Source organism: Bacillus sp. PK6-026 (genome assembly GCF_054161455.1).
Map to the genome: position 1 here is coordinate 1,846,126 of NZ_CP096418.1, position 25,648 is coordinate 1,871,773.

Here is a 25,648-nt window from a genome sequence, read left to right on the forward strand (position 1 = left end):
TTTCACAATACACAATATTCTTGATGATAGTTTATCAAAATGCCTCATGAAAAACAAGGAGGTTTCAATACATGGCAAAACCATATAGAATCATTAGTTTTAGTTCAGATCGATTTGATCAATGGCGTTTATCAGAAGTAAAGGGTGTAATCACTGTGAAAGATCGAAAACCTGCTTTCCAGTTCGATACAAAGGAACAATTTGACCGTTACCTTCAGTTGAATAGCTTCCGTGGAAGGGTGGGTGTTTGATGCTGGCGCAGGTTTACATGCCAACAGAGAACATGACAGAGGAACAATGGCTTGAAGCGCGGCGAGCGGGCATCGGTGGATCTGACGCCGCGGCCATTGCCGGGCTGAGTAAGTGGAAAACATCAATGTCTGTCTATCTGGATAAGGTTGGGCAGGCTCCGAAAGAGGACTCATCAGGCGAGGCAGCATATTGGGGCAATATTCTCGAGGAGACGGTTGCCCGAGAGTTTTCAAAGCGGACGGGTAAAAAGGTACGCCGTCGCAAGGCCATTCTGCAGCATCCTGATTATCCTTTTATGCTTGCCAATGTTGACAGGCTCATTGTTGGTGAACAAGTGGGTCTAGAATGTAAAACGGCGTCAGAATACCTCAAGAACGAGTGGGATGATGAGGAAGTTCCGGACGCTTACCTGGTCCAATGCCAGCATTATATGGCGGTGACAGGTTTTAAAGCTTGGTGGATTGCTGTTTTAATCGGCGGAAATAAATTCGTTTATAAGAAGGTAGAACGGGACGAAGAGCTTATCAAATACCTCATTCAGGTTGAAAAGGAATTTTGGGAAAACCATGTTCTGAATGAGATTCCACCTATGTTTGATGGTTCTGAGGCTTCCACAGAGCTTTTAACCCATATGTACCCTATTGGTCTTGAGGATGAAAAAGAACTTCCTCATGCGGCGAATGGACTGATTGAGCGCTATAAAGAAGCCAAGGCTGAAGAGAATAAAGTAAAAGAACAGCTGAAAGAGGTAGAAAATCAATTAAAGGGGATGCTTGGAGAGTATGAGACGGGCAATGCCGGCAATGTCCGAGTCATCTGGAAAACTGTCACGGCTAACCGCTTTGATAAGAAAGCATTTGCTGCTGAACACCCTGAACTCTTTGAAAAATTCACTAAACCTTCAACTCATAGAAGATTCAGCGTAAAGGAGCTTAAAGAAAATGGCTAAAAACGTAGATATTCGTAATCAGTTAGCAAATAAAGTTAATGCTGTTCAAACACAATCAGAGGAAGAACCTAAAACTATTGCAGGTTATCTTAAGAAACTGCAGCCAGAGCTTCAAAAAGCTTTACCGAAACACATTACACCAGAGCGAATTACAAGAATTGTTTTGACAACAATTAGGAACAATCCAGCATTGCAAGAGTGTTCACCAGCTTCATTACTTGGTGCAGTTATGCAGTCTGCCCAGTTAGGACTCGAACCTGGGATAGTAGGACACTGTTACCTTGTACCATTCAATAGAAAAATTAAAGGTCAAAATGGAGCGCCAGATCAATGGGTAAAAGAGGTTCAGTTCATCATTGGGTATAAAGGCATGATTGATCTTGCTAGGCGATCAGGACATATACAAAGCATATATGCTCATACTGTCCATGAAGACGATGATTTTGTCTATGAATTGGGGTTGCATCCCAAGCTGATCCATAAACCCGCGACAGGTAATAGAGGGGCTATGACTCATGTTTATGCAGTTGCCCATTTTAAAGACGGCGGTTATCAATTCGAAGTATTCAGCAAGCAAGATGTTGAAAACGTGCGTAAACGGAGTAAATCGAAGGATAACGGCCCATGGAAAACTGACTATGAAGAAATGGCAAAGAAAACTGTCATTCGCCGTATGTGGAAGTACCTTCCGATAAGCATAGAAATTCAGCAACAAGTTTCTCAGGATGAGACGGTTCGTAAGGATATAACAGCAGAAGCACAGTCAGTATATGATGATGAATTAGTTCACGGGAGTTCAGATGTCCCGGTTATCAATGCCCCTGAACCCGAACAGACAAAAGAAGAAAATCAAGAAGTAAAACCAAGCGTGCAGGACGACGCTGATCCATTCAATAGCGAGCCTATAAACATCAAGCAGGATGAGTCCCCATTCGATGATTAAGGTGGCAATTCCCTTCTGTTACAAGTGGATGACGGAAGGGGCTTCTAACCGGGCTGAATTGTTCCGCGCCTATGTTGAGGGATACTTAAGGGCAAGTGAACCTAATTTATATTTAGTCCGCATCAGCGGCATGACAGCTCTTTGTAAACAGAAAGGAGGAGATTGACGTGCAGGGATGGATTAAGCTGCACCGGAAGATAGTTGATCATGAGATATGGAGTGATGTAACGACATTTCGGCTGTTCACCTTACTTCTGCTAAAGGCAAGTCATCAGGACGGAATAAAAATTAATGGTATAGAGCTAAAAAAAGGTCAGTACATAAGATCCTATTCAAAATTATGTGACGACCTTGAATTTAAAGAAGGACGGGCGTTTAAAAAAGTCTCAAAAAGCACCATTTTACGTTCTGTGAAAAAACTCGTGAAAAACGGAATGATCACCGTTAGTGAAACGGATAGCGGAACGTTGTTTACCATCGTTAAATATCAATTGTATCAAGGGTTTAGCCTTACAGATGAATCGTTTCACGAAACGGATAATGAACCTTTAGCGAAACGACCGCAGAACGATCACGGAACGATCGCGGAACAAAAACAAGAATTAAAGAATTTAAGAAGAGAAGAAGAGGAAGAGAAACTCTCAGCTTTTCAACAAATTGAAAACAAATTTCTGCAGCGGAAAGGCAGCTTGTTTTTATCGCCTATGGATTCGCAGTCAATCAACAGACTTCTTAAAGACCAAATTCCCTTGGAGAACATCCTGAAATGGATTGATGAAATATTCGACGAATACAAGCCGAAACATCGTGCCGATACCATCAAATCTTTTGCTTACTGTGAAAAAGGCATTCTTGATCGATTGGCCAAGCTTCAGCGAGAGCAATCGAATGTCAAAGAGTTCCCGAATAAGAAAATCAAGAACAGTTTTGATGCTTTGGCCGAATACGCCAGAGAGCGCGGTATTCAGATGGGGGGATAAACGTGGAAGTGAACCAGGCAATGGAGATCCTGCAAAGAATAGCTGCTGCTTATACAAAATTTGATTTAACCGGTGATGTTGGTAAAAAGCGAATTGAACTCTGGATTGATCATCTTAGCAAATTGCCATATGAACCGGTTCTCGCGAAAGTGGACGAGCATATTTTAAACAATCGATTTCCACCATCTATTGCTGAGATTAAAGTCAGACAGCCAGAGAAAAACGAATTTTTAGCAAAACAGAAAGAGTGGGAACGCCATGCAAAATATTCTCCAAAACGTTGAGGCTGAACAGGCTCTGCTCGGCTGCATTCTCGTAGAAGGTGACCTGATTAAAGAAATGTCTCTGCAGCCCGAGCATTTTTCTGAAACGAGACATCAAGTCATTTTTAAGGCCATGCGTGAGGTTCAAAGGCTCGGTAAGTCCGTTGATATGGTCACCACGGTTACAAAATTAGGCGATTCCGTTGAGCAAGTAGGCGGCCTTCAATATTTAACGGACTTAGGTAGTGCAGTGGCCAGCACCGCCAATTTCTTGGCTTATCAGACATTGATTTACGATGCTTATAGATTACGAGAAATGAAAAAAAACGCGATTGAGTTCGCAAACACTCCGACCGACGACGGGATCACGGAGCTGTACAAACGAGCAATGGAACTTCAGGAAATCGGCATTGAAAAAACTCGAACGAAACAGGATGTCCTCATGGAGATTTACAATGACATGCACGAAGAAAAAGAGGATATTACGGGGATCCCATCTGGATTACAGGATCTGGACGCAATGACCGGAGGCTGGCAAAACGGTGACCTCATTATCTTGGCAGCGAGGCCCTCTATGGGGAAAACTGCTTTTGCCTTGGGTCTTGGGAAAGCAAATTGCGAAAATAATTCAGGTGTTACAGATATTTTCTCGCTTGAAATGCCAAATAAGCAATTGACTCACCGCCTTCTAAGTAATCTTGGGAATATCGAGGGGTCGAAGTGGAAGAACCCCCGAAAATTCTTTAGCGATCGCGATTATGAGAATGCAACCAAAGCCATTGGAGAATATGAAAAATGGAATATCAATATTCACGACAAACCAGCCCAAACACTGGCTGATATACGGTCGAAAATACGAAAGACGAAAAAAGAAAACACAGGTAATAAAAAGCACTTGGTTGTCATTGACTACCTTCAGCTCATTAAGTCGATTGGAAAATTTGAAAGAAGGGATTTAGAAGTCGGGAGCATTACCGCGGAATTGAAGGAAATGGCCCGGACATTCGAGATACCGATCATTCTTCTTTCTCAGTTATCCAGGGCAGTTGAGCAGCGGCAAGATAAGCGGCCGATGATGTCCGATTTAAGGGAATCCGGAAGCATTGAACAAGATGCCGATGTCGTCATGTTTCTGTACCGCGATGATTACTACAACAAGAATTCTGAACTGAAAAACATTATTGAAATTGATCTTGCCAAGCAGCGGAACGGTCCGACCGGCATAATACAAGCAAGCTTTATCAAAGAATACGGAAGGTTTTTAAACCTTTCCAGGCAGATGGATGCCGGTTTGGTTGGATAAGAAGGGAGAAATGTTTTTTGATTGAAAAATCAACGATAACCGCCGCCAGTGAGCGGCAGGATTATTTGATTCATGATCTTATTCGATATGGTCAATATGAAGCAGATGATGGCCGTCAGCTCTATGAGCTACCGCTTGCCGAGCTTGAGCGGCTTCACATAAAAGTGAAATGTGATTTTGGCCGTAAAATGTCATGCGAGGCGGGAGATTGATGAGTGTGTTTCAATCACTACGATGTTTAGCATTTATTATTATTCACGCCAGAAGAGAAGATTCAAAGTTTCATAGCTGGCTATCTGATGACGGGAGGTAGAGGTTATTGATTAGAATTGGCGATTGGGTTTATTTAAGTACACGAAAATACAAAGGAAATGCATTTGTGGTGGACAAAGCACAAGATGTTCTTTTAGTTCAGATCCCTTCTGGCACTCTATCGCGAGTCTCTATCCGTTCTGTAACGAAACTCGATGAACGACTGAGAGACAAAGATTTTCAAGTGCTCATTGATCTTGCCTTGGATTTGGGAGATAGAAAATGGTTTGACGAGTTGGCAGAGCGACGCCGGGAGGTCATGAGATAATGCCGAGGTTTTTCCTTGCCATCGTGCTTCTGAATTGGAACATCGGCTTTGAAGTTCATTTAGTCAACGGAATGAGATTGGTCAGATTGACCTTTCTGCCACTCACATTATTTATCAGAATAGGAGAGCCACAGAAATGATTGAATTCACGATTTACGGAGAACCAGTTGCGCAAGGTCGTCCCCGTGCGACGACTATCAACGGAATGGTGCGGATGTATGATCCTAAGAAATCAAGAGATTTCAAGCAGTATGTGAAATTGGCCGCTTCTGATCATCGCCCTCCTAATCTATTCAAAGGGCCGTTGGAGTTAGAAGTAAAGGTTTATAAATCGACTCTTAAGAGTTTTAGCAAGAAAAAGGCCGCTGCAGCTGAAAGAGGAGAACTCCGGCCCAGCAAAAAGCCGGACGTTGATAACTATATCAAGGGTATCAAGGACGGCTTGAACAAAGTGCTATGGCAAGATGACAGCCAGATTGTTGATTTGCATGTCAGTAAATTTTATAGCGAGAAACCAAGAATTGAAATTAAAGTTACCCCATTATCCCAGGAGGAGGAACAATTATGTCTTTCATTGATTTCAAAGCAATTGTAAAAAAGGTGAATATGAAACCGAAGGGCTTAACGGAAATTACCTTGGAGGTCAATAGTGCGGATTTAGACGGGAAGATTCAACACCTCTCTGAAATGATTGATCAAAAAGTGGAATCTCAACTGGAATCAACACTGGTCAATTATAACGTTGAAATCAATCCTAACACGAACAAACCCACAACCAGCTATAAGGTTGATCAGCATGGAGTAGTATCAGAGGTTGAGCCGCAGCCCGAACAACTTGAGGCTGAGCTTGGGTTGCCTAAAGAAAACATTCCAACCAAAAAAGAAAAACGACAGATTGAACGAGCCATTATAGAGGAGTTTATCACCAGCGGAATGGCGCCTAATTTTGAGGAATTTCCGAGCGATTTTCCTAATTTCGTGAAGCGCAAAATTGAAGGTGAATCCTATAGCAAATTGGCGTCGGAGCTTGAAATATCTTCAGGCAAAATTGTTGATCTAATGGATCAATATTTCGCGAAAGTTGCGCCGCTTGCTGATACATGGTGGGACTGGAAGCAAGACCAGGACGCAGAAGCGGAGCCGCTGTTCAAGCAAGAAAACGATGTGCCTGTAGCAGAAGATTCTCCTGATGCAAACGACAATCAGGATGACCAGGAAGATGAGGAACACGGTGCCGCATGATCAACCGCTGCATAGAGGGGGACAAGCCGCCTCCTCTATATTCCTTAAATATCAGCAGCCTACCGACTTTGAAAGGTGGAAAGTAAAATGCTGAAGAAAATCAAACGAATTTTCACATACAAGCATTTTCTCTGTTTTAACTGTAAATCAATTACGTCAGTAAAAAGGGGTTATTGGTATAACTTAGCCACAGAAAAATATAATGGACCTTTCTGTCCGAAATGTGGAAGGAGTTTTAAAAATGAGTGTGACGCATCATCTTAAAGTTTTGCCACTATATTTTAAAGCTATAGAAGATGGACGAAAGAACTTTGAAATTAGAAAAAATGACAGGGGATTTCGAGAAGGAGATAGCTTGTGTCTGCATGAATGGGAAGACGGTGTTTTTACTGGGCAATCGGTGGATGTTGTGGTCACGTACGTCACAGATTATATGCAGAAACCAGGTTATGTCGTTCTTGGAACCAAGAAAAAAGCAGAGAGCGACATCATTGAAATTAACCAATAAAAAAACCGAAGCGATCGCTCCGGCTATGGTACACAATATGGGCACTTCTATCATAGCACAGGGAGCGATGCAGGTGAACCGTCCAATAGTGTTAGACATCAATCAAGATTTTTCAGTTAAAAGCAAAATTCAGCGTGGAAAAGTAACTGTCATCGTTTTAGATGGCATAAACGGTGAAGCTTATGAAGCCGAGGCACCGGAACACGGAAAAACGATCATTGAAACGGCAAAAGGTGATTTTTCCAGGATTCAGATTGAGTCGTCATACAAATTCAGATAAAAAGCAGGGGCCGCGCAGCTGTCCCTGCCAGGGAGGGGTTTAGAACTGAAAGATTATCAGAAGTTAGAAACGCCGCAATTAATTGAATTAGCTGGCGAATACGAGTTTATCATCGCAACCGAAATAGATATTTCTGAATTAAGAAGCGGGATAATTTTCATGAAAGGCCAATCCTGCAATTATGAAAACGGCGAGATCGTAGAGGGGAATATCAAAGAGGTCAGCTATAGCGTTATGCAAAATGAATACTTTGATTTAGATGGAAAAGGAAACGTCATAGATTGAAAGGGGGATTAAACATGAAAAAATTCATTGCAACTATTGCGGTTTTGCTACTTATAGCAGTTATAGCTGGCTGTGAGTCATGGGACAGAATGGTGAAAGATATTGATTCATCACATAACGGTTTGGAGCGGACAGCAACCGTCTACGACCAGAGCGGGAATAAGATCAAAACTTACCAAGGGATGTTTGATGTCGAGATCAACGACTATGGAAATAAAGTCAAATTCGATCTGAACGGCAAGCGAATAATGATCAACAATGCTGTTGTGATTGTGGAAGAAAACTAAAAGGAGGAAAAATCGATGAAAAACCTATTCAAAACTATTGTTGCGTTGTCACTCTTGCTTGCTGGTTCACTTCTATTCTCACAATCTGTGGCGGCTGTTTGGTCGCCTTGGCAAACAGAGTTATTCGGCCATACAGCGCGAGTTTTTACGGATGACACTAATTACTATTCGGGAGCGAAAACAGTTGACTGGCGAGCCGAAAAGAAAGGATCAAGCACACTTTACTACTCAACGGGCGTGTATAAAAAACGTTCGGGCGGCGGCTTGACTGATACAAACCTTGTACAGCGGGGATACTTCAAGCACTCAACGCCGTTAAAGTCTTTCAGTGTCAACGAGATTCGGAAGCGCACCGGGAAAGGGTCATATGTCATTCAGCTTGATTGCTACACGGATGCGAAGAAAAACAACTATATCGGGACGTTTGAATCCAAGACGTTTTATATCAAGTAAGGGGGCTTCTGCCCCTCTAGATTGAATAATATGAAGTCAGTAAATCAATCACCGTTAATTCAAATACCTATATTTTGGGCGAAGCGAACCATGCCACCCGCCAGGGTTTAAAGATGGAGCTACCGTAATGAAGATTACAGAAATAAACAAGTTTTTTGTATTGATCAGTGGCTTTTGTAATTCACTATGAACCAAAAGCAGAGCTGCATATTCATTTGAATAATGTTATTGTCCATTGGTTCTTCCAAAAGGATAGAGATGTTGAGATGCAAAATCCTTGGGAATTGCCAGCCCACATGATTGATAGAAATACTTTGGAGCAATAAAAACGAGAAGGGAATGAAGGGAAAATCCTTCATTCCTGCATTTTTTCAAATGATGCTCAATCGTAAATTCTTACTGTAGAGGAAAAACTTTTGTTTGAACCTATTTTGAAGTAATAAGAGCCTTTACTTATACTTTTCCAAGTAAAAGTTTTGGTTGATTGAGACCCACTTTTAACTTGATAGCTGCCAACTAATGTGCCGTTAGATTTATATAATCCTACTGATACTGTTTTATTTTGTGCATTCGAAACTGTTATTTTTATATTACCTCCACCAGAGCCGTATGTTTTGGTCTTGTAATCTGATGGTGTAATATAAGGATACTCTGTGCCAATAAGGTCCCATTCACCTGCACCAACAGGATTAATGATTACATTAGATGGGGTTTGTTGTGGTGATTCTGCTAAAACTGAGCTTGGAAAAACCAAAAGTAATAGAGGGGCAGCCAACATTATCAATCTTTTCATATTTTTACCTCCTTCCTTGTTAGTTATTGTATCATGAAATGGTTAGAATTCAAGTATTTACCTTATAAGTTTTACTCTCGATTTGTTTTAATTTTCTTTCGGAGGTAAAGAAATTGCTGGTGAACCATTTCCATTATAATCAGGTACCTCTCCAGGAATAAATAAGTCTCCTACTTTAATGTTAGTAACTATTGAGGTATCTTCAGTTAAAGAAGGAATAGCAACTTGGATCTCAACATTAACACGAACAAATATCTCTAAATAAGTATTATTTATTCCAGTGCTCGTTAATTTGGTTTTTAATTCTGGCTCAACACTGCCAAGAAGAGTCATTTTAATTGGCATTTTTGGTCCTATGTTTGCAAACAATGCATTCTGAGTTGCTGCACCTATAGGGATGTAATAGATCACAGATTTATTTTTGTTTGATAAGGAATTCCGTTCCTTTAATTGGTTTACTTTGAGTCCAAGATTATGTTGTATTCCTGAAGTTAGATTCGTTAAAACTTCATTATAAATAGAGGGATTGAAGCTATATGTTGGTTTAGCTTTATCGCTGCTTTCGTGAATAATAATTAACTTATTAATATCAATATTTTTGGCGTTATTGTGAATTGCTTCATTTATTGCTTCTGTTGCTGTATCTTTAACTTCGTGTTTAGCGACATTCATTATTAATGGTTCCACAACTGTGGTTATAAACCAAAGCGAAACAATATTCATAAAAAAGAAAATCAAACATGTAAACAAAAATAAATGTTTTGGAGAGATTGGCCCCTTAGGTGATATTCTAAATCTTGGGTGATATTTTTTTCGGAAAACCATTGCGCTCCCCCTTCCTCATTTATAGATATGCCAGTCGTTCTTAAGACTTGCCTGTTGTTTTCGGACAAATAAAGAAAGCAAACTTGATACGACTGAAAAGGGGGAAGTGAGCCTTTAAAATAATTAAATGAATCACTCTCGAGAAGAAGATTACCTAAATTGTCCAAGATGGAGAGCCTGCGGACACTGAACCAACGCTTGATGCGTTTGTTTAGTGTCTAATTTGTTTTTAGGAGGGATTTAGCATGTCAGCTACACAATTGACTTTTCTGCCGCCTATAGACGAAAAAGAAGTCAGAAACACGATCATAAAGGAGCTTAAAAGATATAAGGCTTTGAAGGTCCAGCTTGAAAACCGGAAAGAACGGGAAGAGGCCGGGATGAATAACCTTTTCCCGCAGCTCAGGGACCAGCACTCTTTAAATGAATTGAAAGTTTGTCAGATGGACAGGGCGCTTAAACAAAGCCTTGATGATGATGAATTAAAGATTATAAAGGCCAAGTATCTCTCTCCCCAAAAAATAAAGGACATTGAGATTTATATGGAGATGGGGTTGAAAAAGGACAAATACTATCAGGTCAAACGGCGAGCCATTTATAATTTAGCGACAGCTCTCGGGATAATCTGAGGGCTGTTAAGAACAAAAAAAGCAGACTCTTATGAGTCCGCGAATTTTTATCCGAAAGCTCCATTTTCAGCTACTTTTATAGTTGTTGTCTTGACTAAGTTGTCACTCGGTGTATGAACAGCTCCTAATAACATAAAGCTTGTTAATGATACTGTAGCCAGGGTGATCAGGAATTTTTTCATCAGTCAATCCCCTCCGTTAATCGTTGGATTTGGTCTTTGGCAATTAATGCTTCCTCAAAATATTTCGCCGCAAGTACCTGGTGTTCCTTCTTTTTGAAGTGTTTACCTGCATTTTGTGACAACTCCGCAACATCACTCCAGAGGTTATTTTCCTTGAGAACATTAAATCCTTTCTCTAATGATGTCTCGTTTAAATCCATATATAAAGATTTTATGATATTCAGTTTGGCTTCATATGTTGTTTCTCCAGCTTTAGCAGCTTCATAGATTGCTTTTTTGTACCATTCTTGCGCCTCTTCAATAAGACCCTTTTTACAGAGCACCCGGGTTAACATATACATACTTCGGACAGAATAAACTGATCTTTGATGCTCTGGAATATCCAATGCTGATTCAAAGGATTGTCGGGCCTCGTCTAACTTTTCCTGTCTTTCATAACATATGCCAAGGTTGAAATATCCCAGGGCTTCAGCCCTTTTTTCATTTGCTTGAGCAGCATCCTTAATTGCTCTTTTGAAAATGTCTTCAGCTTCATTGTATTGAAGTAAATCCATTTTGTTACAGGCAATAACCATTTGACACGTTGCTGCTCTATTGGAATACATACCGTTTGCTTTAAAACTCTCTAATGCTCTTTCAGCATGATTTAAGGAAAAATAATTTTGCCGAATTTCATAGTATGCAATGGCAACTTGATAATTGAACTCTGCCCTTTCGATTTCGTCAGGGATTTTATGTAGACGACTTTCCGCGATTCTATAAAAATTAATGGCTTTGGTAAATCTTTTTTTATAAAACTCATACAATCCAGAAAAGAAATAGAAATAGTACTGAATCATATCATCAGTACAGGATTCTAAAGCTTTTGATTTGATATCGTTTAACAGATCTCCAGATTCTTTGTAATTCTCAGTCATCAGTTTAAATCGTGAATCTATAAGGTTAAAATATAACAGCACATTTTGATTTTCCTTCATATTAGGCAGTATATTTTTAATTTCTTCCCGCAGTTTAGTAGCATTTTGAATATTGTTTTGTCTAATAAAACAATACCAATCATTAAGCATTTTACCGACTTTCTCAAACGCAACTTTAGCTTCCAATGCCCCCAGCATCCTTTCATATAGTTGTTTTTAAATATTCAAAAAATTAATGTCTGGTCTTTTCCTTTTTCTGCATATGATTCATTTTACATAAAGGATCATTTTTTGACAATGATTTTCCTTTTTTGGCATTTGAAAATAACAAGTCGAACGTGTCAGGGTATAAGACCTACTCAATAAGATTCATTTTCATGGATTGACAGGATTTATTCACCAATTCTTTTCTATAAAGTGGTAAAATATTTCGAGGTATGTCACATTAGTATTAGAGGAGAATGCTATGAAGACTCTTGATGTTCAGGCGTTGCACAAAGCCATTGATCAAACGCTGGAACAATTAAAACATCAATCAGACGAATTCGCCAAAGTCAAAAAGGCCGTTGACAGCATCACATCACTTGATGATGCTTTAAAAGGAAAAGGCGGCGACGCGATCCGCGCCTTTTACGCGGAATGTCACACCCCTTTTCTACAGTTTTATGACAGTTTCATAGAGGAATACAGTTCTACGCTGAAAAAAATGAAAAGCGCGCTGAATTCCCTGGAACCCAACCATAACGGATTTATTTCTCAATCCTTTCTCGAACACGAGTTGGAGAATGGCTTAAATGCCGCTGATCGCACAACAAAAAATTTGGTTTCTAAGACCAACACCACGATCGCAAAAGTCAGCCATATCGTTGATTTACCGGATTTGAATGACAACGGTTTTCATGAACAAAATCAGAAAGCAATAAAGGAAATCAGCACGACACTTGAAAAGCTGCATGCGTTTGACCGCGAGCAAACAAACGCCCTTAAAACCGCTGAAAACGACCTGGAAACGATGCAGAGGTACATAAGCCGGCTTGAAAAAATGTACACAGGGCCTAAAATTGAAATTACCGGCTATCAAAAAGGCTCGATTTTAAAGCCGGATGAGATGGATGCTTTGCGTGGTGGCCAAGACACCGCGATGGGCGTTATGTTGGATAAGCTGGATAAGAGATCGAAGCTTGAAAAAGAGGCCAGCAAAATAGAACCTATGAGTCATACTGATACGTTGAAGAATAAACTTGAAAAGTTGTATGATGATCCGGATGAGTTTCTCAAAGTTGCTAGAGAGATTGGATATGATAATCTTACATCTGAACAGATGAATTATGTTACTGCCATTGAAGAAGCTTATGAGTTCAGAGCAGATCCAATTAAAGGAACTCTGGAAGATGGAAAACATGTCTTAGAAAGTATGAAAGGCTTTGTGGTTGGAGGATATGAATTTGCAAAAGATACGATCCAAGGAACGATTGAAACAGGTAAAGCTCTGATTGGACACGCAGACAACTTTATTAAAAACCCAAAAGCAACTGTAAATTCAGTATTTGAGTATGATTACAAAGCCACTTTCGAAAGTATGTTGCAATCAATCGCAGATTCTTGGGATGAACAGATGGTACATGGGGATTCATATTCTCGCGGACACTATATTGCTTATGCGATTGGGACGATATGGGGGTTGGCAGAGGCCGGTCCTACTGTCGTATCAGGCTCAAAAAGTCTTGGCAAAGCTGGCAAGGCTGCAGCCCAAACAGCAAAGAAAAGTGTTAACTCTGTTAAACAACATTTCAGCCCGCCTAAAAATCGCTATACTCCTGCATTAGAAGGGATGCTCCAAAGAGCGGGAGAGGCCCCTAATGTGAAAAATACGCCTTTGCTGAGAGAGCTCCTTGAGGATAAAAAGAAAAGTGTGCTTTTCAAATCAATCGATAAGAATGGTGACTTTGTGGGCTCCTTAAAGGGAGAACAGATCCATCTGAAAAATGTGAAAGTTAAAGAAATAACCTATACTAAAAGAGATCCTGCAGAGACAAAAAAACTTAGAAGCACTTTTAATGGCTCTGTGAAAAAGAAGTTTTTAAAAAGCCTGGTTAATGACCCTCAAAAATTGAAACAGCTTAAGAATGCTGGTTTGTCTGATTCAGATATAGCAAGAATGCAGGATGGATTAAATCCAAAAGGTTGGCAAGTTCATCATAAACTTCCATTAGATGATGGGGGCACAAATTCTATGGATAACTTAATTTTAATGAAAAACGATCCTTTCCATAAAGCAATTACTAATGAGCAGAATGCTTTAACAAGAGGATTGACTCCTGGACAAACAAAGAAAATAAAAAACTGGCCAATACCAAGTGGGGAAATTTATCCTATTGAAAAGTAACGGGAGGGAAGTTTTAATGTGGAAAGTACATTTAGAAGAGATCCGGAAAATAGAGAGAAAATATGGAGATGATCTCAATAAACCAGCCTCTATTGACGTCATAAAAGAACTGGAACAAAACGTTCAAGAAAAATTTTATAGTGCCGTGCTACCTGAGGGATATAAACAGTTCCTCAGTGCTGTCAATGGACTTGATTTTAACGGGTTGGTGATTTATGGGGTAGACAGTTCTATAAGTGAACATGAAGCAGATGAAGAAATACATGGATTTATAGAAACAAATGAACTTTGGCATGAGAATGATTGGCAAAAAAGGTATCTTTTCTTCGGAGATTCAGATGTCTCATTGTACTGTCTAGACACTGCCAAAGGGAAATATTTAGAATTAGATAAGCCTTCAGGAACCACAATGAACGAATACGAAAATTTCAATTCAATGTTAGAAGAAGCGTTAAGAACAAGTCTTTCTTGAGCAATTGGTGCCTTCTTTCTTTTGTGGTATTTGGATTGTGGGGAAATCCTTTTGACTATCAACATAGTTGGCCAAGACAAACTACCCGTAATATAAATGTGGAGGTCAATTATGAAGCATATTCACTGGAGAAAGCGCAGTACGTTTAAAGAACCAACTCATGAGCAAATTCATAGTCTTGAAGCAACTCTTAACATTAAATTTCCATTAGATTATAAAGAATACATAAAAGAATTCAATGGATGCTCTCCAGTAGATAAACGTGTTGTTGTTATTGCGGGATTTAGAGAATCGATTAATAACCTGCTAAGCATTGGAGACCCAGAGAGGCCAATTGATCTTTATAAAACAGTCAATAATGTTAAGGATAGATTAGTTGACAACATTATTCCCTTTGCAACTGATGCAGGAGGCAACTTATTTTGCTTTGATTATAGAAATTCTGAAACAAGCCCAACTGTGGTTTTTTGGGATCACGAAGAAGCATTTGAGAATCCAGAAGCAGCGGTAACCTATGTATGTGATAATTTCACTGAATTAATTAACAGTCTAAGAGAGTATGAAGAAGAGGAATAAAGAGAAGTTTTTTTATGATGAACTTAAATTTTTGCACCATTTTTGCGTTGATATAGCCTTCTGTGGATAGTAGAAATTATTAAGCACTTAACTTTGGTTGAGTGCTTTTTTTATGTTTCAAATCCGAGAAAAATCCGACAAAAAGGGGGATAAAATGGGGGACTTTTTATATTCCACTTTGTCATACGATAGAGACAAGAAAAACGAACGTGAATATCGAGTCCAAGAAGGAGAGCCTGCGGACACTGATCTTTTGCACACGGATGTTGTGCAGCTGATTGGTGGCCGCTTTTTTATTGGCCAGAATGGGAGACGCACCTTTCCCTTATCAAGTGTGTACCCGGATGTATCGAATGATGATGAAGGTCGTCAGCTTCACAGGAGGAGCGGCTGGAGTCTATGCAGGATTGCGCGCGATAGTCACGGGGAACGTAAACGGTGAGATCCCGTTTGCAAAGGAAGTCATTTTCACATGGCTCCCTATAATCTTTGCGTCCTCCTGGAGATTAGCCGGAGCCATTTTTAATTCAAAAAAGCGAATAGCGCAAGGTGGTGTTTATTCGGTAAGGAGAATGAAACATGAAGATGAGAGATGCTTTATCAGCTGACATGAAGCAGCAGCTTAAAAAAGTATTAAGCTCCTCAGCGAAGGAAGATGAACATTTAACGAGATGGCATTGGGAAGAGCTCATGGGAGTCAGGAAAGACACCTATAAACGACAAGGCGGCCGCATTCGCCGCAAATAGTAGAAAGAAATTCCATTGTGTTATAATTAATGAAAACATGGCGAATCGGGAGGTTTAAGTTTGAGGAAGGATAAAGAAGAATTTAAGAAGCGGATGACCGAGGTCAATGGCAGTGAGGTTGCGGATGCTTTTTTTGGAGCCATAGAGAATCCAGAGCTCTTACAAAGAGTTAAAGAGGGGGCAAGAGCTGCAACTGAAGAAGCTAGAAAATCTCACAAAGGAAAAACGCGCATCGTTAATCGAGCTGATCTTGATCCGCGGTTACATGGTCGTACTAGTATTAAAGAAAATGGTGATCGTGAAATTCTTAGAAAAGCAAAGCGGAAATGAAATAACACGGTCTTGGCAAAGCATTTTGTCTTAGAGCGAATAATAGGTAATAAAGCGAAGAGCGGCACTGCTAATGAGCGGGGGCGCTTTTTTTATTGGAGGTAAGTGTATGAACATTCGAGAAATACCGGTTGAAAAAATTAATCCTGCAGCATATAATCCCCGCATCGATCTGCAGCCGGGGGATCCAGAATATGAAGCCCTTAAACAGTCTATGACACGTTTTGGTGCAGTCGAACCATTAGTCTGGAATGAAAGGACTGGCAACCTTGTAGGCGGCCACCAACGCTTTAAAATCCTCATAGAAGAAAATCCAAAGACTCTCTTGGTTTCAGTTGTAAATCTGGATGAGGCTGAGGAAAAAGCGCTCAACCTGGCTTTAAATAAGATCAGCGGTGACTGGGATGATTACAAACTTGAACAGGTTTTGGAAGACCTGCAGCACAATAATTTTGATCTATCCCTTACAGGCTTCTCAGAAAGTGAAATAGATGAAATCTTGGGAGAGCTGGCTGAGCATGAAGGCAACGGAGGAAAAATCAATGACAGCCAGGAATTAGACCTAGATGATTATGAAGATGATCATTTCCAACATACCTGCCCCAAATGCGGATTTTCATTTAATGAATAGGTGATTACATGGAAAAGAAAGAATATCGTTGGAAGTTGGCCGATTTAAAAAACATCAAGAAAAATGGCCTTAAAGTACTCAGCACATTTTCTTGCGGCGGGGGTTCCTCTATGGGCTATAAGCTCGCCGGTTACGATCTTTTGGGGAACTGTGAGATCGATCCGCAAATGATGAAGATTTACAGGAAGAATCATAATCCGAAATATCCTTTTCTTATGGACATCAGAGACTTTAACAAAATGGAAAATCTGCCTGATGAGTTGTTCGATTTAGATATTTTTGATGGTTCCCCGCCCTGCAGCGTGTTTTCTATTGCGGGTGATCGGGAAAAGGCTTGGGGAAAAGAAAAAGCCTTTCGTGAAGGACAGGCCAAACAGTCACTTGATGATCTGTTTTTTCATTACCTTGATGCTGTTGAAAGGTTGCGGCCAAAAATCTTTGTGGCCGAGAATGTCAAAGGAATGGTCAGTGGAAATGCAAAAGGTTATGTGAAGCTGGTGATTGAACGGGCAAAGGAAATTGGATATGATGTTCAACTGTTCTTGTTGAATGCTGCCACAATGGGAGTCCCGCAACGTAGAGAGCGGGTCTTTTTTATTGGCCGAAGGAAGGACTTGAATTTACTGCCACTTAAATTGTCCTTCAATGAGCCGCCGATTGTATATAAAGAATTCAGAAGCGGCCATGGTGCAAGGCTTAAAGAAACATCAAAGCTTTATAAAAGATGGGTGAAGCGACGGCCGTCGGATAATAATGTGGGAGACATCACGAAAAGGATTGAAGGGAAAGAATCTAATTTCAATACGATTTTAGTGAAAAATAGCCTTGTCCCGCCTACTCTCGCGAGTGGTTCGGTCTTTGTCCGTTATGATGAGCCCTACTATATCTCTGAACGAGATATCATTTTGATGCAATCTTTCCCACTGGATTATGATTTTATGGACGCATCTGTTCAATATGTTTGTGGGATGAGTGTTCCTCCGGTCATGATGAAAAAAATATCGGAACAAATTTACAAACAGTGGTTTGAAAAATAAAAAAGAGGGTGCTGACAACACCCTCCCTTACCCAAGGCCATCAGCCTGGTAAGAGCGTGATGAAGACGCGGCCGCGTTTTGTGGGAAAATCACGCTCTCATCTCTATTCTATTGGAGGACCAGGCAAATGGCAACAGAAAATACAAACATACGTTCTTATGGCGATGAAGAAAAAGAAGAACTGCTTCTCCTTCATAGTGCTGAATTGCTTGAAAACATCAGTCAATCTAAAGAGAAATACCGAAAAATTATTCAGGCAGGTATCACCCAATGGGTCAAAGATTTTCAAAGCGGCCATATTAAGGTGAACACTGTTGAAGATTTAAAAAAGCTCATCGAGCTCGATATACAGCTTCAGAAGGACGAGAGTTTATAGATGAAAAGGAGTGCTTGGAAGCTACTTGAAAATTATTATATTATATAAGGAGGAGGGGATATTATGGAGTTTTCAGAAAAAGAAGTTTTAAGATCAATTAGGAGTTTTGAATCAACAGTTCAGGATATCTTACAAGCTGGATATACTACTTACAAATCAAGAATTAAAACTTTAATGGGTTTGTGTAAAGGTAATCCTGTTATTAACTCTATTGTTGTACCTTTTTTTTCTATACCTATTAAGTTGGAACATATACATGTAAAAAGCTTTGATAGGATTGAATTAAATTTACCATCGAATGTGGATGAGCAAATTGCTTATGTTTTAACTGTTTTTAAACAAGTTGCTGAGGAGGAAATATCCCTCGAGAGTTTGGGTTTCAAAATATTTAAACAAAGAAGTCCTCAAGAAAATATACAAAGATATATTTCTCAAATTGCTTATCCGTGTTTAAGAGAATTAAATTATAAATTAAATGACTTAATTGAAGATCAAGTTGATGGAAGAAAAGAAATTCCAAGTGCTGAACTTAATATTATTAATTATGGAACCCTTAATGCCGAAAGGGGGGGGAATATAGCTATTGGTAAAGATATTCATCAATCTATACACTATAAAAATATTAAAGAAGAAATAATTAAAAAAGTAAGGGAAGCGAATCTACTTTCGGAAGAATCAATAGATGTAGTTGAAGAAGTAGCAACAGAACTAGAACAAGAGCTATCCCAGAGTGAACCCTCCGAATCCAAATTGAAAGAACTCGCTCGAAAAATATATGATATTGGAGAACAAGGGGTACTTAAAATTTTTCGAACTGTGGTCGATGATCCTAGATGGGCGCAAGCATTATTAGATATGATGCTACAATAAAAATGTACATTGATTAGGCATCTAATGGTCGGATGCTTTTAAACTTCTAAAAACAAACTCAAACTCAATTCAGGTTGCGGAGGTGGGTGAAATGTAATGGCGAGACCGCGTGATCCAAGGCGTGACGAAGCGTTCCGTTTATGGAAAGAAAGCAGCGGAACCAAGAAATTAAAAGACATCGCGGATGAATTGGGCGTCTCAAGCAGCACCGTCCGCAAGTGGAAAGCAACAGATAAATGGGAAGAAAAACTCAAAAGGAGCGCTCCTAAATTGAATGGGAGCGCTCCTTTTCGTCCTGGCGCTCCAAAAGGGAATAAAAACGCCAAAGGAAACAAGGGTGGAAAGGCACCCCCTGGAAACGAAAATGCAAAAGGGAATAGGGGCGGTGCCGCTCCAAAAGGGAATAAAAATTCCGTCCGTACCGGCGAATATGAAACCATCATGTGGGATTTTTTAAACGAGGATGAGAGACGGCTGTTCGGAGAAATCGAAACGGACCTGCTCTTTCAAATTGATTTAACGATCAGGGAGTTAAGCCTTCGGGAGCGGAGAATGATGCAGCGGATCAGCCGGATAGAAAACGGTCTGTCTGAAAAACAGCGCCGCGTGCTGCAACAAATGCGCAAGGTCAAGGACATTGTTCAAACCCCGGATAAAAACGGACTTGTTAAGCCGGTCCCGGTCATGAATGAGCGTCTTGTTGTGACTGAAATTGAAGAAACCGAGATGAGGGCTATTGACGATATTTTGAACATTGAAGAGGCACTCACCCGGGTTACGGATAAGCGATTGAAGGCCATTCGCCAGAAATACGATATGATCCGCTTAATGGATGAGCATGAATTGAAGCTCCGTGGTATCTATCTTTCAAACGAGACGAAACAGGCAGAGCTTGAACGCTTGACTGCTCGCCCTGTGGACAATTCTGTGAATATCACAATTACTCGTAAGGGTGACGGCAAATGACGGTAAAAGAAGTCAATCCGCATTTCGAAGACTTTCTTTTTGACTGGAATCAAAAATTTCAGCTACTCGTCGGCGGTTACGGATCATCCAAAAGCTATCACATTGCTCTCAAGCTCATTTTGAAGCTTTTTGAAGAAAAACGGACAGTATTAGTCATTCGTGAAGTGTATGACACTCATCGGGATTCCACTTTCTCTCTTTTTGAAGAGATCATCAATGATTTAGAAATTGATCATATTGTGAGGTGTATGACATCCCCAATGCAGGTCAGGTTTCCGAATGGCAGCCGGATCATCTTCAAGGGGCTGGATAAACCGGCTAAACTGAAATCGATCAATAACATCTCGATCATTTGGATTGAGGAATGTTCAGAGGTCAAATATGAAGGTTTCAAAGAGCTTCTCGGCCGTCTGCGGCATCCTACGCTACCGCTTCATATGATTTTTTCCACGAATCCGGTCGGGGAAGACAACTGGACGTATAAGCATTTCTTTAAAGACGATCTGAACAATCGATTTGTCCTGGATGATAAAGAGCTTTATGAACAGCGAACGATCGTCTTAAATGACACATACTATCATCATTCCACGGCGGAAGATAATTTGTTTCTACCAGAAAGCTATGTAATGCAGCTGGATGAACTGAAAGAATACGATCCAGACCTTTACCGCATCGCCAGGAAAGGTCATTTTGGTGTGAATGGGGTTCGGGTTTTTCCTCAGTTTGAAGAGTGGCCACACGATGAAGTTATGCAGGCCATCTCGAACATTGACCGTCCCATCAAGCGGGTAGGCATGGACTTTGGTTTTGAAGAATCCTATAACGCTGTTGTCCGACTTGCGGTGGACCATAAGAAAAAATATCTCTATGTCTACTGGGAGTATTACAAGCGAGGAATGACGGATGATCGAACGGCAGAGGAACTCCAAGAATTCAAGAAAACCCAGGAGTTGATCAAAGCTGATTCAGCGGAGCCTAAAACGATTCAGTATTTCCGGCAGCAGGGTTTCAATATGGTGGGAGCTCATAAATACCAGGGTTCGCGCCTGCAGTATACGAAAAAAATCAAGCGGTTTAAAAAGATCATTTGTTCCGATCAATGTCAAAACACTATTTTTGAACTCAAGCCGCTGACCTACAAAAAGGACAAGCTGGGTAACATCATTGAAGATGAATTCAAGATCGATCCCCACACTCTTTCAGCCATCTGGTACGCCCTCGATGATTACGAGGTCACCGATCTGAAGGAGAAACCGAAAATCCGGCCGCGGCCAAATAGAGAGAGGAGGTAAAGCATGGCTCAACAATCTGTGAAAGCCACTGTGTTCAAAGCGAATGCGCCGAGCGAAACGACCAAACAGATTTATGAAGATCAGTTCACCTATCGAGGAAATGACATCATTGCTCCTCCTTACAATTTGAAGGAACTGAAAAGCATCGCAGAGTATTCGACGATCCTGCAGCAATGCATTCATGCCTACAAAACGAATATTCTCGGCTTTGGTTTTGATGTGGAATACACCTTTGATATCAATGGGGATGATGTACAGTCTGAAAAAAAGCAGGCTGCGGAAAATGACTGGACACGGCTTGAGGAATTTATCCGCTACCTTCATTTTGACGAATCGGCCGAAATTGTTGTCGGGTATGCTATAGAAGACCGGGAGAAAACCGGGAACGGATTTCTAGAAGTCCTCCGCAACGGAGCCGGGAAACCAGCGGGAGTTGAATATCTGGACGTTAAAAACATGAGGGTGTGCCACTATACGGAGCCTATCGAAGTAGAATTCACATTTCGGGAGCACAATGAAATCAAAACGATGAAGCGGAAGAAAAGATTCCGGAAGTACGTTCAGATGGTAGATGGAAAACAGGTCTTCTTCAAGGAATACGGGGATCCGCGAATTATGAATTTGCGGACTGGCAAATACGAAGACAACACTCCAGAGGAGCTTCAAGCTAACGAAGTCATTCACTTCAAGCTCGGCAGCGGTGCTTATGGCGTTCCCCGTTGGATTGGGCATATCGTAAATCTATACGGGGCCAGAAAAGCGGAAGAACTGAATTACATGTACTTTAAGCAAGGGCGCCATATCCCGGCAGCCATCACAGTTGAAAACGGGATGCTTTCTGAATCCTCTTATCAACAGCTTCAGGAGTACATGAATGACCTTGAAGGAACAGAAAACGCTCATAAATTCCTCCTGCTTGAAGTAGAGGGAATACCAACTGAAAAGGGCATTACCGGGGAAGAGGATGTTTCCTCCGTCAAAGTTGATATTAAGTCCCTGGGCGAAATTCTGCAGCAAGACGCCCTATTCCTTGAATATGACGAGAAAAGCAGAAGCAAGCTGCGTTCTGCCTTCCGCCTGCCGCCGCTTTATACAGGGGAAGCACACGAGTATAACAAGGCGACCGCGGACACCGCTCGAAAAATTACAGAAGAACAAGTCTTTCAGCCGGAAAGGAAGATCATAACCGGCAAACTGAATAATTTGTTTCTGTCTGATTTGAATATTTATCATGCTCAGCTTACTTTAAAAGGTCCAGACTTCCGTGATCCGATGGAGATTGCCAAAGTGTTGGGGCCTTTTATTAATGCCGGTGCTGTATCTCCCAACGATCTGCGGGATCTGGCTGGCCGTGTGCTTGGGAAAACACTTGAAGAATGGCCGGAGGATGAATACAGTCGGCCGCTTGGGAAAGCACAAAACAATTCTTCTGATCCGCTGCAGGCTCTTTTTCAAAAATCAAAAGACAATCGGTCAGAGGATTTGATCATGTTGCTGAAGGATATGAGGGATGTCCTCGAGGAGCTGAAGCAAAATGAATAAGACCGATCAGCTATTAAACAGTCTGAACACCTTTATTCAAAAAGCCGAGGAAGATGATGAAAAATCACTCGTGGAGGTTATACCTGATTTCCCCGGCCTTTCTAAAATACCCGGTTATGTCCAGGAATATGAAAAAAAGGTCGCCAGATTACTCAGAAGCCAGCGTAAGAAGTTTTTAAGTGGTCTGAATGATTTTGTAAGCAAAGACTCAAAAGAGACGTTAGAAGCCATTCTGGTGTATTTTACGCAGAATCTATTTGCAGGGGATGACTTCGAGGAGCAATTTCAGGAGCTGACAGAAGGTTTCCTTCAGCAGACCATTGAGGAGCTGGCTTCTGTCATCATGGATTCATTGGATCTCGAAGTCCGGTTTAAAGCTCTTTCGAGTCGTTCAACTAATTGGATCAAAGGCTGGTCCGAAGAGCTGGCCGAGATCATGAAATTAAATACCCATGAAGCGGTAGAAAATGTTCTGACAGAAGCCATTGAGAACGGTTCTTCTATTCAGGACATTGAATTGACTCTCCGGGACTTGCCGCAGTTTGATAGATCGCGAGCGCGGACAACTGCCATAACTGAAGTGCTTGCCGCTTCCTCTGCGGCGCAGCAGGAGGCTTATTCTCAATCGCCGGCTATCATCGGGAAAAAGTGGAGGCACAGCGGAGGAAAGAAAAACAATCCTCGGGAAAATCATATGGCTCTCGATGGAATGATTGTTGGAGTAGATGAAGAATTTACGATCCCGGGGAGCGGTGAAACCTGCATGCATCCGAGGGATTCAAAGCTGTCAGCAAAGGAACGAGTCAACTGTCATTGTGTTTTATCACCTGTGGTTGATAACAACATTTTAGGGTTGTCAGCTGAGGAAAAAGAAGAGATTAGACAAGAGCTATTGAAAAAATTATAAAAAATTGTAATATATATGTTAGCTTGCAATGGAAATAGGAGTTAACTATATGGATAATTTCGAGAAAGAGTTAACGGAACAATTAAAGTCTCAATTAAAAAGGCAAAAGAACGAGCTAGAGCAGCAAAAGGATTATGCTATACGATTAAGTCGATTTAGTCTATACGTAGGAATAACGATGATACTTATAGCTATTGGTTATATTTTTGCGGTTAAGGATGATCCTTCTCATTTAGGAGCTATAGGTATCACTTTGGGTATGGGAGGGGTTGTATATGCTTTATATCCCAAACGACATCAGGAGGATATATTTATTAAGGTGATAAAAAATGAATTATCGCTACTTGATTCTCCAGAGTCCAGAAGTGAAACGCTTTTTAGACAACACCACTTTGATTTAAATGGTTACTATGAACTTAACCTCAAGCAAAACAAAATTGTTTTTAAAGTAGGTATAATATGTATCATATTAGGTTTTGTTGTCATTGGGGTTACCTTTGTTTTACTGGCAAGTGATATTTTAAAGGGTGTCCAAACCAAAATGATTGTTGCTGCAATAGGTGCATTGGGAGCTATACTTTCTAATTTTATAGCGGCTATTTATTTAAAAATGCATACAAACACAATAAAAACAATGACAGAGTTCCATAACAGATATGTAAATACTAATCACCTATATTTTAGCAACTATCTAATTTCTAATATCAAAGATGATAAAAAGCGAGAGGAAACTTTGGCTACTCTAGCTTTAAATTTAAGTAGAGTAAACTCAAAATTTGATGATAACGAATCTAAATAAAGTCTGATGAAAAAACCTTTCTTTTGAAAGGTCTTTTTATTTTGAAAGGAGGTGAACAACTTGCCACGAGAATTGATAAACGCAAAAATCACACACGTTTCATACGTAGACAAGGCTGCTAATCAAAAGCAGTTCTTTTTTATGAAGTCAGAAAAACAGCCGGACTTTCAGAAAGAAATCAAGGTCCTGACAAAAGCGGATGATGAAAAAAAGCTTGTATACGGCATTGTATATGAACCAGATACACCAGACGCACACGGTGACTTCATGACAGCTGCAGAAATTGAAAAAGCTGCCCACGGCTTCCTGAAGGATGCCAGGGAGATTGATAAGCAACATGATTTTCAAGGCGGCGTCGGTGAAGTGGTTGAATCCTATGTCGCGCCGGCGGACTTTGAGATAAATGGCGAGACCATTAAAAAAGGATCATGGGTACTTGTCACAAAAGCTTCGGATGAGGTTTGGGAACAGATCAAAAAAGGTGAGATAACCGGGTATTCAATGGCCGGGACCGCCGAGACAATCGAGAAACAAAAAGAGAAGCCTTTTTCTCCTTCTGCCAATGAAGAGAAAGGGCTTTTTAATTTGCTGAAAAACTTCTTTTTAGGCAAAAGCGAGGAGGAAGAAACCTCTGTAGAAAAAGCCGGTCGCAAGTTTTCGGCATCCAACCTGAATGAAATCAAAAGTGCTCATGCTGCACTCGGCAATTTGTTGAGTCAGGCAGAAGTCGAAGAGGAGGAAGACGAGTTGAAAAAAGAGGATATTGAGAAATTGCTTGATGACAAATTAAATCCGATCACCAAGCGACTTGATGAAATAGAAAAGGAAGCTGAGCCTGCAGCGGGCGACAGAGAGGATGACAAACAAGAACAGACCGTCATCAAACAAATGGATGAGCTGCTTGAACAAAAGCTCTCACCTATTCAAGAACGCTTAGAAGCTGTGGAAAAGAGCCGCGGAATTTCAAAACAAGCGGGATCTGATCAAGAATCAGAAAAAGAAGAAGTGAAAAAGTCCGTTTGGGACGGCTTACTTTAAAGGAGGAA

The 25,648-nt window shown here is 40.7% G+C and carries 35 protein-coding genes; 31 read left to right on the forward strand and 4 right to left on the reverse strand.

Going from position 1 to position 25,648, the window contains the following annotated elements; translation table 11 throughout:
• The first annotated feature begins 71 nt into the window (after positions 1–71).
• The 15 genes from M1D59_RS09395 (at position 72) to M1D59_RS09465 (ending at position 8,325) form a co-directional block, all read left to right on the forward strand.
• A complete protein-coding gene (locus M1D59_RS09395) occupies positions 72–251 on the forward strand; it encodes a hypothetical protein (protein WP_146874854.1) in 180 nt (59 codons plus the stop codon).
• Positions 251–1,201 carry a YqaJ viral recombinase family nuclease gene (locus M1D59_RS09400; RefSeq protein WP_458117957.1) on the forward strand — a complete coding sequence of 317 codons (951 nt, stop codon included), beginning with the start codon at positions 251–253 and terminating at the stop codon, positions 1,199–1,201. The genes M1D59_RS09395 and M1D59_RS09400 overlap by 1 nt, the downstream gene beginning before the upstream one ends.
• A complete protein-coding gene (gene recT, locus M1D59_RS09405; RefSeq protein WP_458117958.1) occupies positions 1,194–2,144 on the forward strand; it encodes a recombination protein RecT in 951 nt (316 codons plus the stop codon). Before M1D59_RS09400 ends, recT begins: the two co-directional genes overlap by 8 nt.
• Before the next feature lie 167 nt (positions 2,145–2,311).
• Positions 2,312–3,124 carry a hypothetical protein gene (locus tag M1D59_RS09410; protein WP_458117959.1) on the forward strand — a complete coding sequence of 271 codons (813 nt, stop codon included), beginning with the start codon at positions 2,312–2,314 and terminating at the stop codon, positions 3,122–3,124.
• Positions 3,125–3,126: 2 nt separating this feature from the next.
• A complete protein-coding gene (locus M1D59_RS09415) occupies positions 3,127–3,408 on the forward strand; it encodes a replicative helicase loader/inhibitor (protein WP_017474951.1) in 282 nt (93 codons plus the stop codon).
• The gene (gene dnaB, locus M1D59_RS09420) at positions 3,383–4,690 is read left to right on the forward strand and encodes a replicative DNA helicase (RefSeq protein ID WP_458117960.1); all 1,308 of its coding nucleotides are present in this window, start codon (positions 3,383–3,385) and stop codon (positions 4,688–4,690) included. Before M1D59_RS09415 ends, dnaB begins: the two co-directional genes overlap by 26 nt.
• A 17-nt stretch (positions 4,691–4,707) precedes the next feature.
• Positions 4,708–4,902 carry a Fur-regulated basic protein FbpA gene (locus M1D59_RS09425; protein ID WP_458117961.1) on the forward strand — a complete coding sequence of 65 codons (195 nt, stop codon included), beginning with the start codon at positions 4,708–4,710 and terminating at the stop codon, positions 4,900–4,902.
• 107 nt (positions 4,903–5,009) lie between these two features.
• Positions 5,010–5,270: a hypothetical protein gene (locus tag M1D59_RS09430; RefSeq protein ID WP_458117962.1), complete on the forward strand. Its 261-nt coding sequence runs from the start codon at positions 5,010–5,012 to the stop codon at positions 5,268–5,270.
• Complete coding sequence (locus M1D59_RS09435) at positions 5,270–5,410, forward strand: hypothetical protein (RefSeq protein ID WP_441077866.1); 141 nt, start codon at positions 5,270–5,272, stop codon at positions 5,408–5,410. The genes M1D59_RS09430 and M1D59_RS09435 overlap by 1 nt, the downstream gene beginning before the upstream one ends.
• Positions 5,407–5,865 carry a RusA family crossover junction endodeoxyribonuclease gene (locus tag M1D59_RS09440; protein WP_061578243.1) on the forward strand — a complete coding sequence of 153 codons (459 nt, stop codon included), beginning with the start codon at positions 5,407–5,409 and terminating at the stop codon, positions 5,863–5,865. The genes M1D59_RS09435 and M1D59_RS09440 overlap by 4 nt, the downstream gene beginning before the upstream one ends.
• Positions 5,835–6,512 carry a hypothetical protein gene (locus M1D59_RS09445; protein WP_458117963.1) on the forward strand — a complete coding sequence of 226 codons (678 nt, stop codon included), beginning with the start codon at positions 5,835–5,837 and terminating at the stop codon, positions 6,510–6,512. The genes M1D59_RS09440 and M1D59_RS09445 overlap by 31 nt, the downstream gene beginning before the upstream one ends.
• A gap of 241 nt (positions 6,513–6,753) precedes the next feature.
• Positions 6,754–7,020, forward strand: a complete 267-nt coding sequence (locus tag M1D59_RS09450; protein WP_458117964.1) for a DUF3850 domain-containing protein — start codon at positions 6,754–6,756, stop codon at positions 7,018–7,020.
• Positions 7,004–7,300, forward strand: a complete 297-nt coding sequence (locus M1D59_RS09455) for an XtrA/YqaO family protein (RefSeq protein WP_458117965.1) — start codon at positions 7,004–7,006, stop codon at positions 7,298–7,300. The genes M1D59_RS09450 and M1D59_RS09455 overlap by 17 nt, the downstream gene beginning before the upstream one ends.
• A gap of 299 nt (positions 7,301–7,599) precedes the next feature.
• Complete coding sequence (locus tag M1D59_RS09460) at positions 7,600–7,872, forward strand: DUF5052 family protein (RefSeq protein ID WP_085059487.1); 273 nt, start codon at positions 7,600–7,602, stop codon at positions 7,870–7,872.
• A gap of 15 nt (positions 7,873–7,887) precedes the next feature.
• A complete protein-coding gene (locus M1D59_RS09465; protein WP_458117966.1) occupies positions 7,888–8,325 on the forward strand; it encodes a hypothetical protein in 438 nt (145 codons plus the stop codon).
• A 382-nt stretch (positions 8,326–8,707) separates the two neighbouring features.
• On the opposite strand, the gene M1D59_RS09470 is transcribed toward M1D59_RS09465, so the two are convergent.
• Positions 8,708–9,118, reverse strand: a complete 411-nt coding sequence (locus M1D59_RS09470) for a hypothetical protein (protein WP_085059486.1) — start codon at positions 9,116–9,118, stop codon at positions 8,708–8,710.
• Positions 9,119–9,205: 87 nt separating this feature from the next.
• Positions 9,206–9,943 (reverse strand): sporulation protein YunB, encoded by a 738-nt coding sequence (yunB, locus tag M1D59_RS09475; protein ID WP_085059485.1) that lies wholly within the window; start codon positions 9,941–9,943, stop codon positions 9,206–9,208.
• Positions 9,944–10,188: 245 nt separating this feature from the next.
• Between yunB and M1D59_RS09480 the strand changes: the two genes are divergently transcribed.
• Complete coding sequence (locus M1D59_RS09480) at positions 10,189–10,572, forward strand: ArpU family phage packaging/lysis transcriptional regulator (protein WP_146910881.1); 384 nt, start codon at positions 10,189–10,191, stop codon at positions 10,570–10,572.
• A gap of 47 nt (positions 10,573–10,619) precedes the next feature.
• On the opposite strand, the gene M1D59_RS09485 is transcribed toward M1D59_RS09480, so the two are convergent.
• Together M1D59_RS09485 and M1D59_RS09490 are read right to left on the reverse strand one after the other, a co-directional pair.
• Positions 10,620–10,754 (reverse strand): hypothetical protein, encoded by a 135-nt coding sequence (locus M1D59_RS09485; protein WP_017474965.1) that lies wholly within the window; start codon positions 10,752–10,754, stop codon positions 10,620–10,622.
• Positions 10,754–11,857 (reverse strand): Rap family tetratricopeptide repeat protein, encoded by a 1,104-nt coding sequence (locus M1D59_RS09490; protein ID WP_245117712.1) that lies wholly within the window; start codon positions 11,855–11,857, stop codon positions 10,754–10,756. Before M1D59_RS09490 ends, M1D59_RS09485 begins: the two co-directional genes overlap by 1 nt.
• 280 nt (positions 11,858–12,137) lie before the next feature.
• On the opposite strand from M1D59_RS09490, the gene M1D59_RS09495 reads away from it, so the two are divergent.
• The 15 genes from M1D59_RS09495 to M1D59_RS09565 all read left to right on the forward strand — a co-directional run bounded on the left by M1D59_RS09495 (position 12,138) and on the right by M1D59_RS09565 (position 25,640).
• The gene (locus M1D59_RS09495) at positions 12,138–14,057 is read left to right on the forward strand and encodes a T7SS effector LXG polymorphic toxin (RefSeq protein ID WP_458117967.1); all 1,920 of its coding nucleotides are present in this window, start codon (positions 12,138–12,140) and stop codon (positions 14,055–14,057) included.
• Positions 14,058–14,073: 16 nt separating this feature from the next.
• Positions 14,074–14,529, forward strand: a complete 456-nt coding sequence (locus M1D59_RS09500; RefSeq protein ID WP_458117968.1) for a YrhA family protein — start codon at positions 14,074–14,076, stop codon at positions 14,527–14,529.
• Between the two features lie 111 nt (positions 14,530–14,640).
• Complete coding sequence (locus tag M1D59_RS09505) at positions 14,641–15,105, forward strand: SMI1/KNR4 family protein (protein WP_458117969.1); 465 nt, start codon at positions 14,641–14,643, stop codon at positions 15,103–15,105.
• Positions 15,106–15,684: 579 nt separating this feature from the next.
• Positions 15,685–15,852 carry a hypothetical protein gene (locus M1D59_RS09510; protein ID WP_179290809.1) on the forward strand — a complete coding sequence of 56 codons (168 nt, stop codon included), beginning with the start codon at positions 15,685–15,687 and terminating at the stop codon, positions 15,850–15,852.
• Positions 15,853–15,912: 60 nt separating this feature from the next.
• Entirely contained in the window at positions 15,913–16,182 is a 270-nt protein-coding gene (locus tag M1D59_RS09515) for a hypothetical protein (RefSeq protein WP_458117970.1), read from the forward strand.
• 109 nt (positions 16,183–16,291) lie between these two features.
• On the forward strand, positions 16,292–16,813 hold the full coding sequence (locus M1D59_RS09520; protein ID WP_268412465.1) for a ParB N-terminal domain-containing protein: 522 nt from the start codon (positions 16,292–16,294) through the stop codon (positions 16,811–16,813).
• Between the two features lie 110 nt (positions 16,814–16,923).
• Positions 16,924–17,850 carry a DNA cytosine methyltransferase gene (locus M1D59_RS09525; protein ID WP_232626501.1) on the forward strand — a complete coding sequence of 309 codons (927 nt, stop codon included), beginning with the start codon at positions 16,924–16,926 and terminating at the stop codon, positions 17,848–17,850.
• Between the two features lie 127 nt (positions 17,851–17,977).
• Positions 17,978–18,226 carry a hypothetical protein gene (locus tag M1D59_RS09530; RefSeq protein WP_458117971.1) on the forward strand — a complete coding sequence of 83 codons (249 nt, stop codon included), beginning with the start codon at positions 17,978–17,980 and terminating at the stop codon, positions 18,224–18,226.
• 63 nt (positions 18,227–18,289) lie between these two features.
• Positions 18,290–19,096 (forward strand): hypothetical protein, encoded by an 807-nt coding sequence (locus tag M1D59_RS09535; protein ID WP_198479898.1) that lies wholly within the window; start codon positions 18,290–18,292, stop codon positions 19,094–19,096.
• Positions 19,097–19,192: 96 nt separating this feature from the next.
• Positions 19,193–20,062 carry a phage terminase small subunit gene (gene terS / locus M1D59_RS09540; protein WP_458117972.1) on the forward strand — a complete coding sequence of 290 codons (870 nt, stop codon included), beginning with the start codon at positions 19,193–19,195 and terminating at the stop codon, positions 20,060–20,062.
• Complete coding sequence (locus tag M1D59_RS09545; protein WP_458117973.1) at positions 20,059–21,354, forward strand: PBSX family phage terminase large subunit; 1,296 nt, start codon at positions 20,059–20,061, stop codon at positions 21,352–21,354. The genes terS and M1D59_RS09545 overlap by 4 nt, the downstream gene beginning before the upstream one ends.
• 3 nt (positions 21,355–21,357) lie before the next feature.
• Entirely contained in the window at positions 21,358–22,896 is a 1,539-nt protein-coding gene (locus tag M1D59_RS09550) for a phage portal protein (protein ID WP_458117974.1), read from the forward strand.
• Positions 22,889–23,803, forward strand: coding sequence for a phage minor head protein (locus tag M1D59_RS09555; RefSeq protein WP_458117975.1), 915 nt, complete (start codon positions 22,889–22,891; stop codon positions 23,801–23,803). Before M1D59_RS09550 ends, M1D59_RS09555 begins: the two co-directional genes overlap by 8 nt.
• 49 nt (positions 23,804–23,852) lie before the next feature.
• On the forward strand, positions 23,853–24,602 hold the full coding sequence (locus M1D59_RS09560) for a TRADD-N-associated membrane domain-containing protein (protein ID WP_085059476.1): 750 nt from the start codon (positions 23,853–23,855) through the stop codon (positions 24,600–24,602).
• 60 nt (positions 24,603–24,662) lie between these two features.
• The gene (locus M1D59_RS09565; RefSeq protein WP_458117976.1) at positions 24,663–25,640 is read left to right on the forward strand and encodes an XkdF-like putative serine protease domain-containing protein; all 978 of its coding nucleotides are present in this window, start codon (positions 24,663–24,665) and stop codon (positions 25,638–25,640) included.
• The last annotated feature ends 8 nt before the right edge of the window (positions 25,641–25,648 follow it).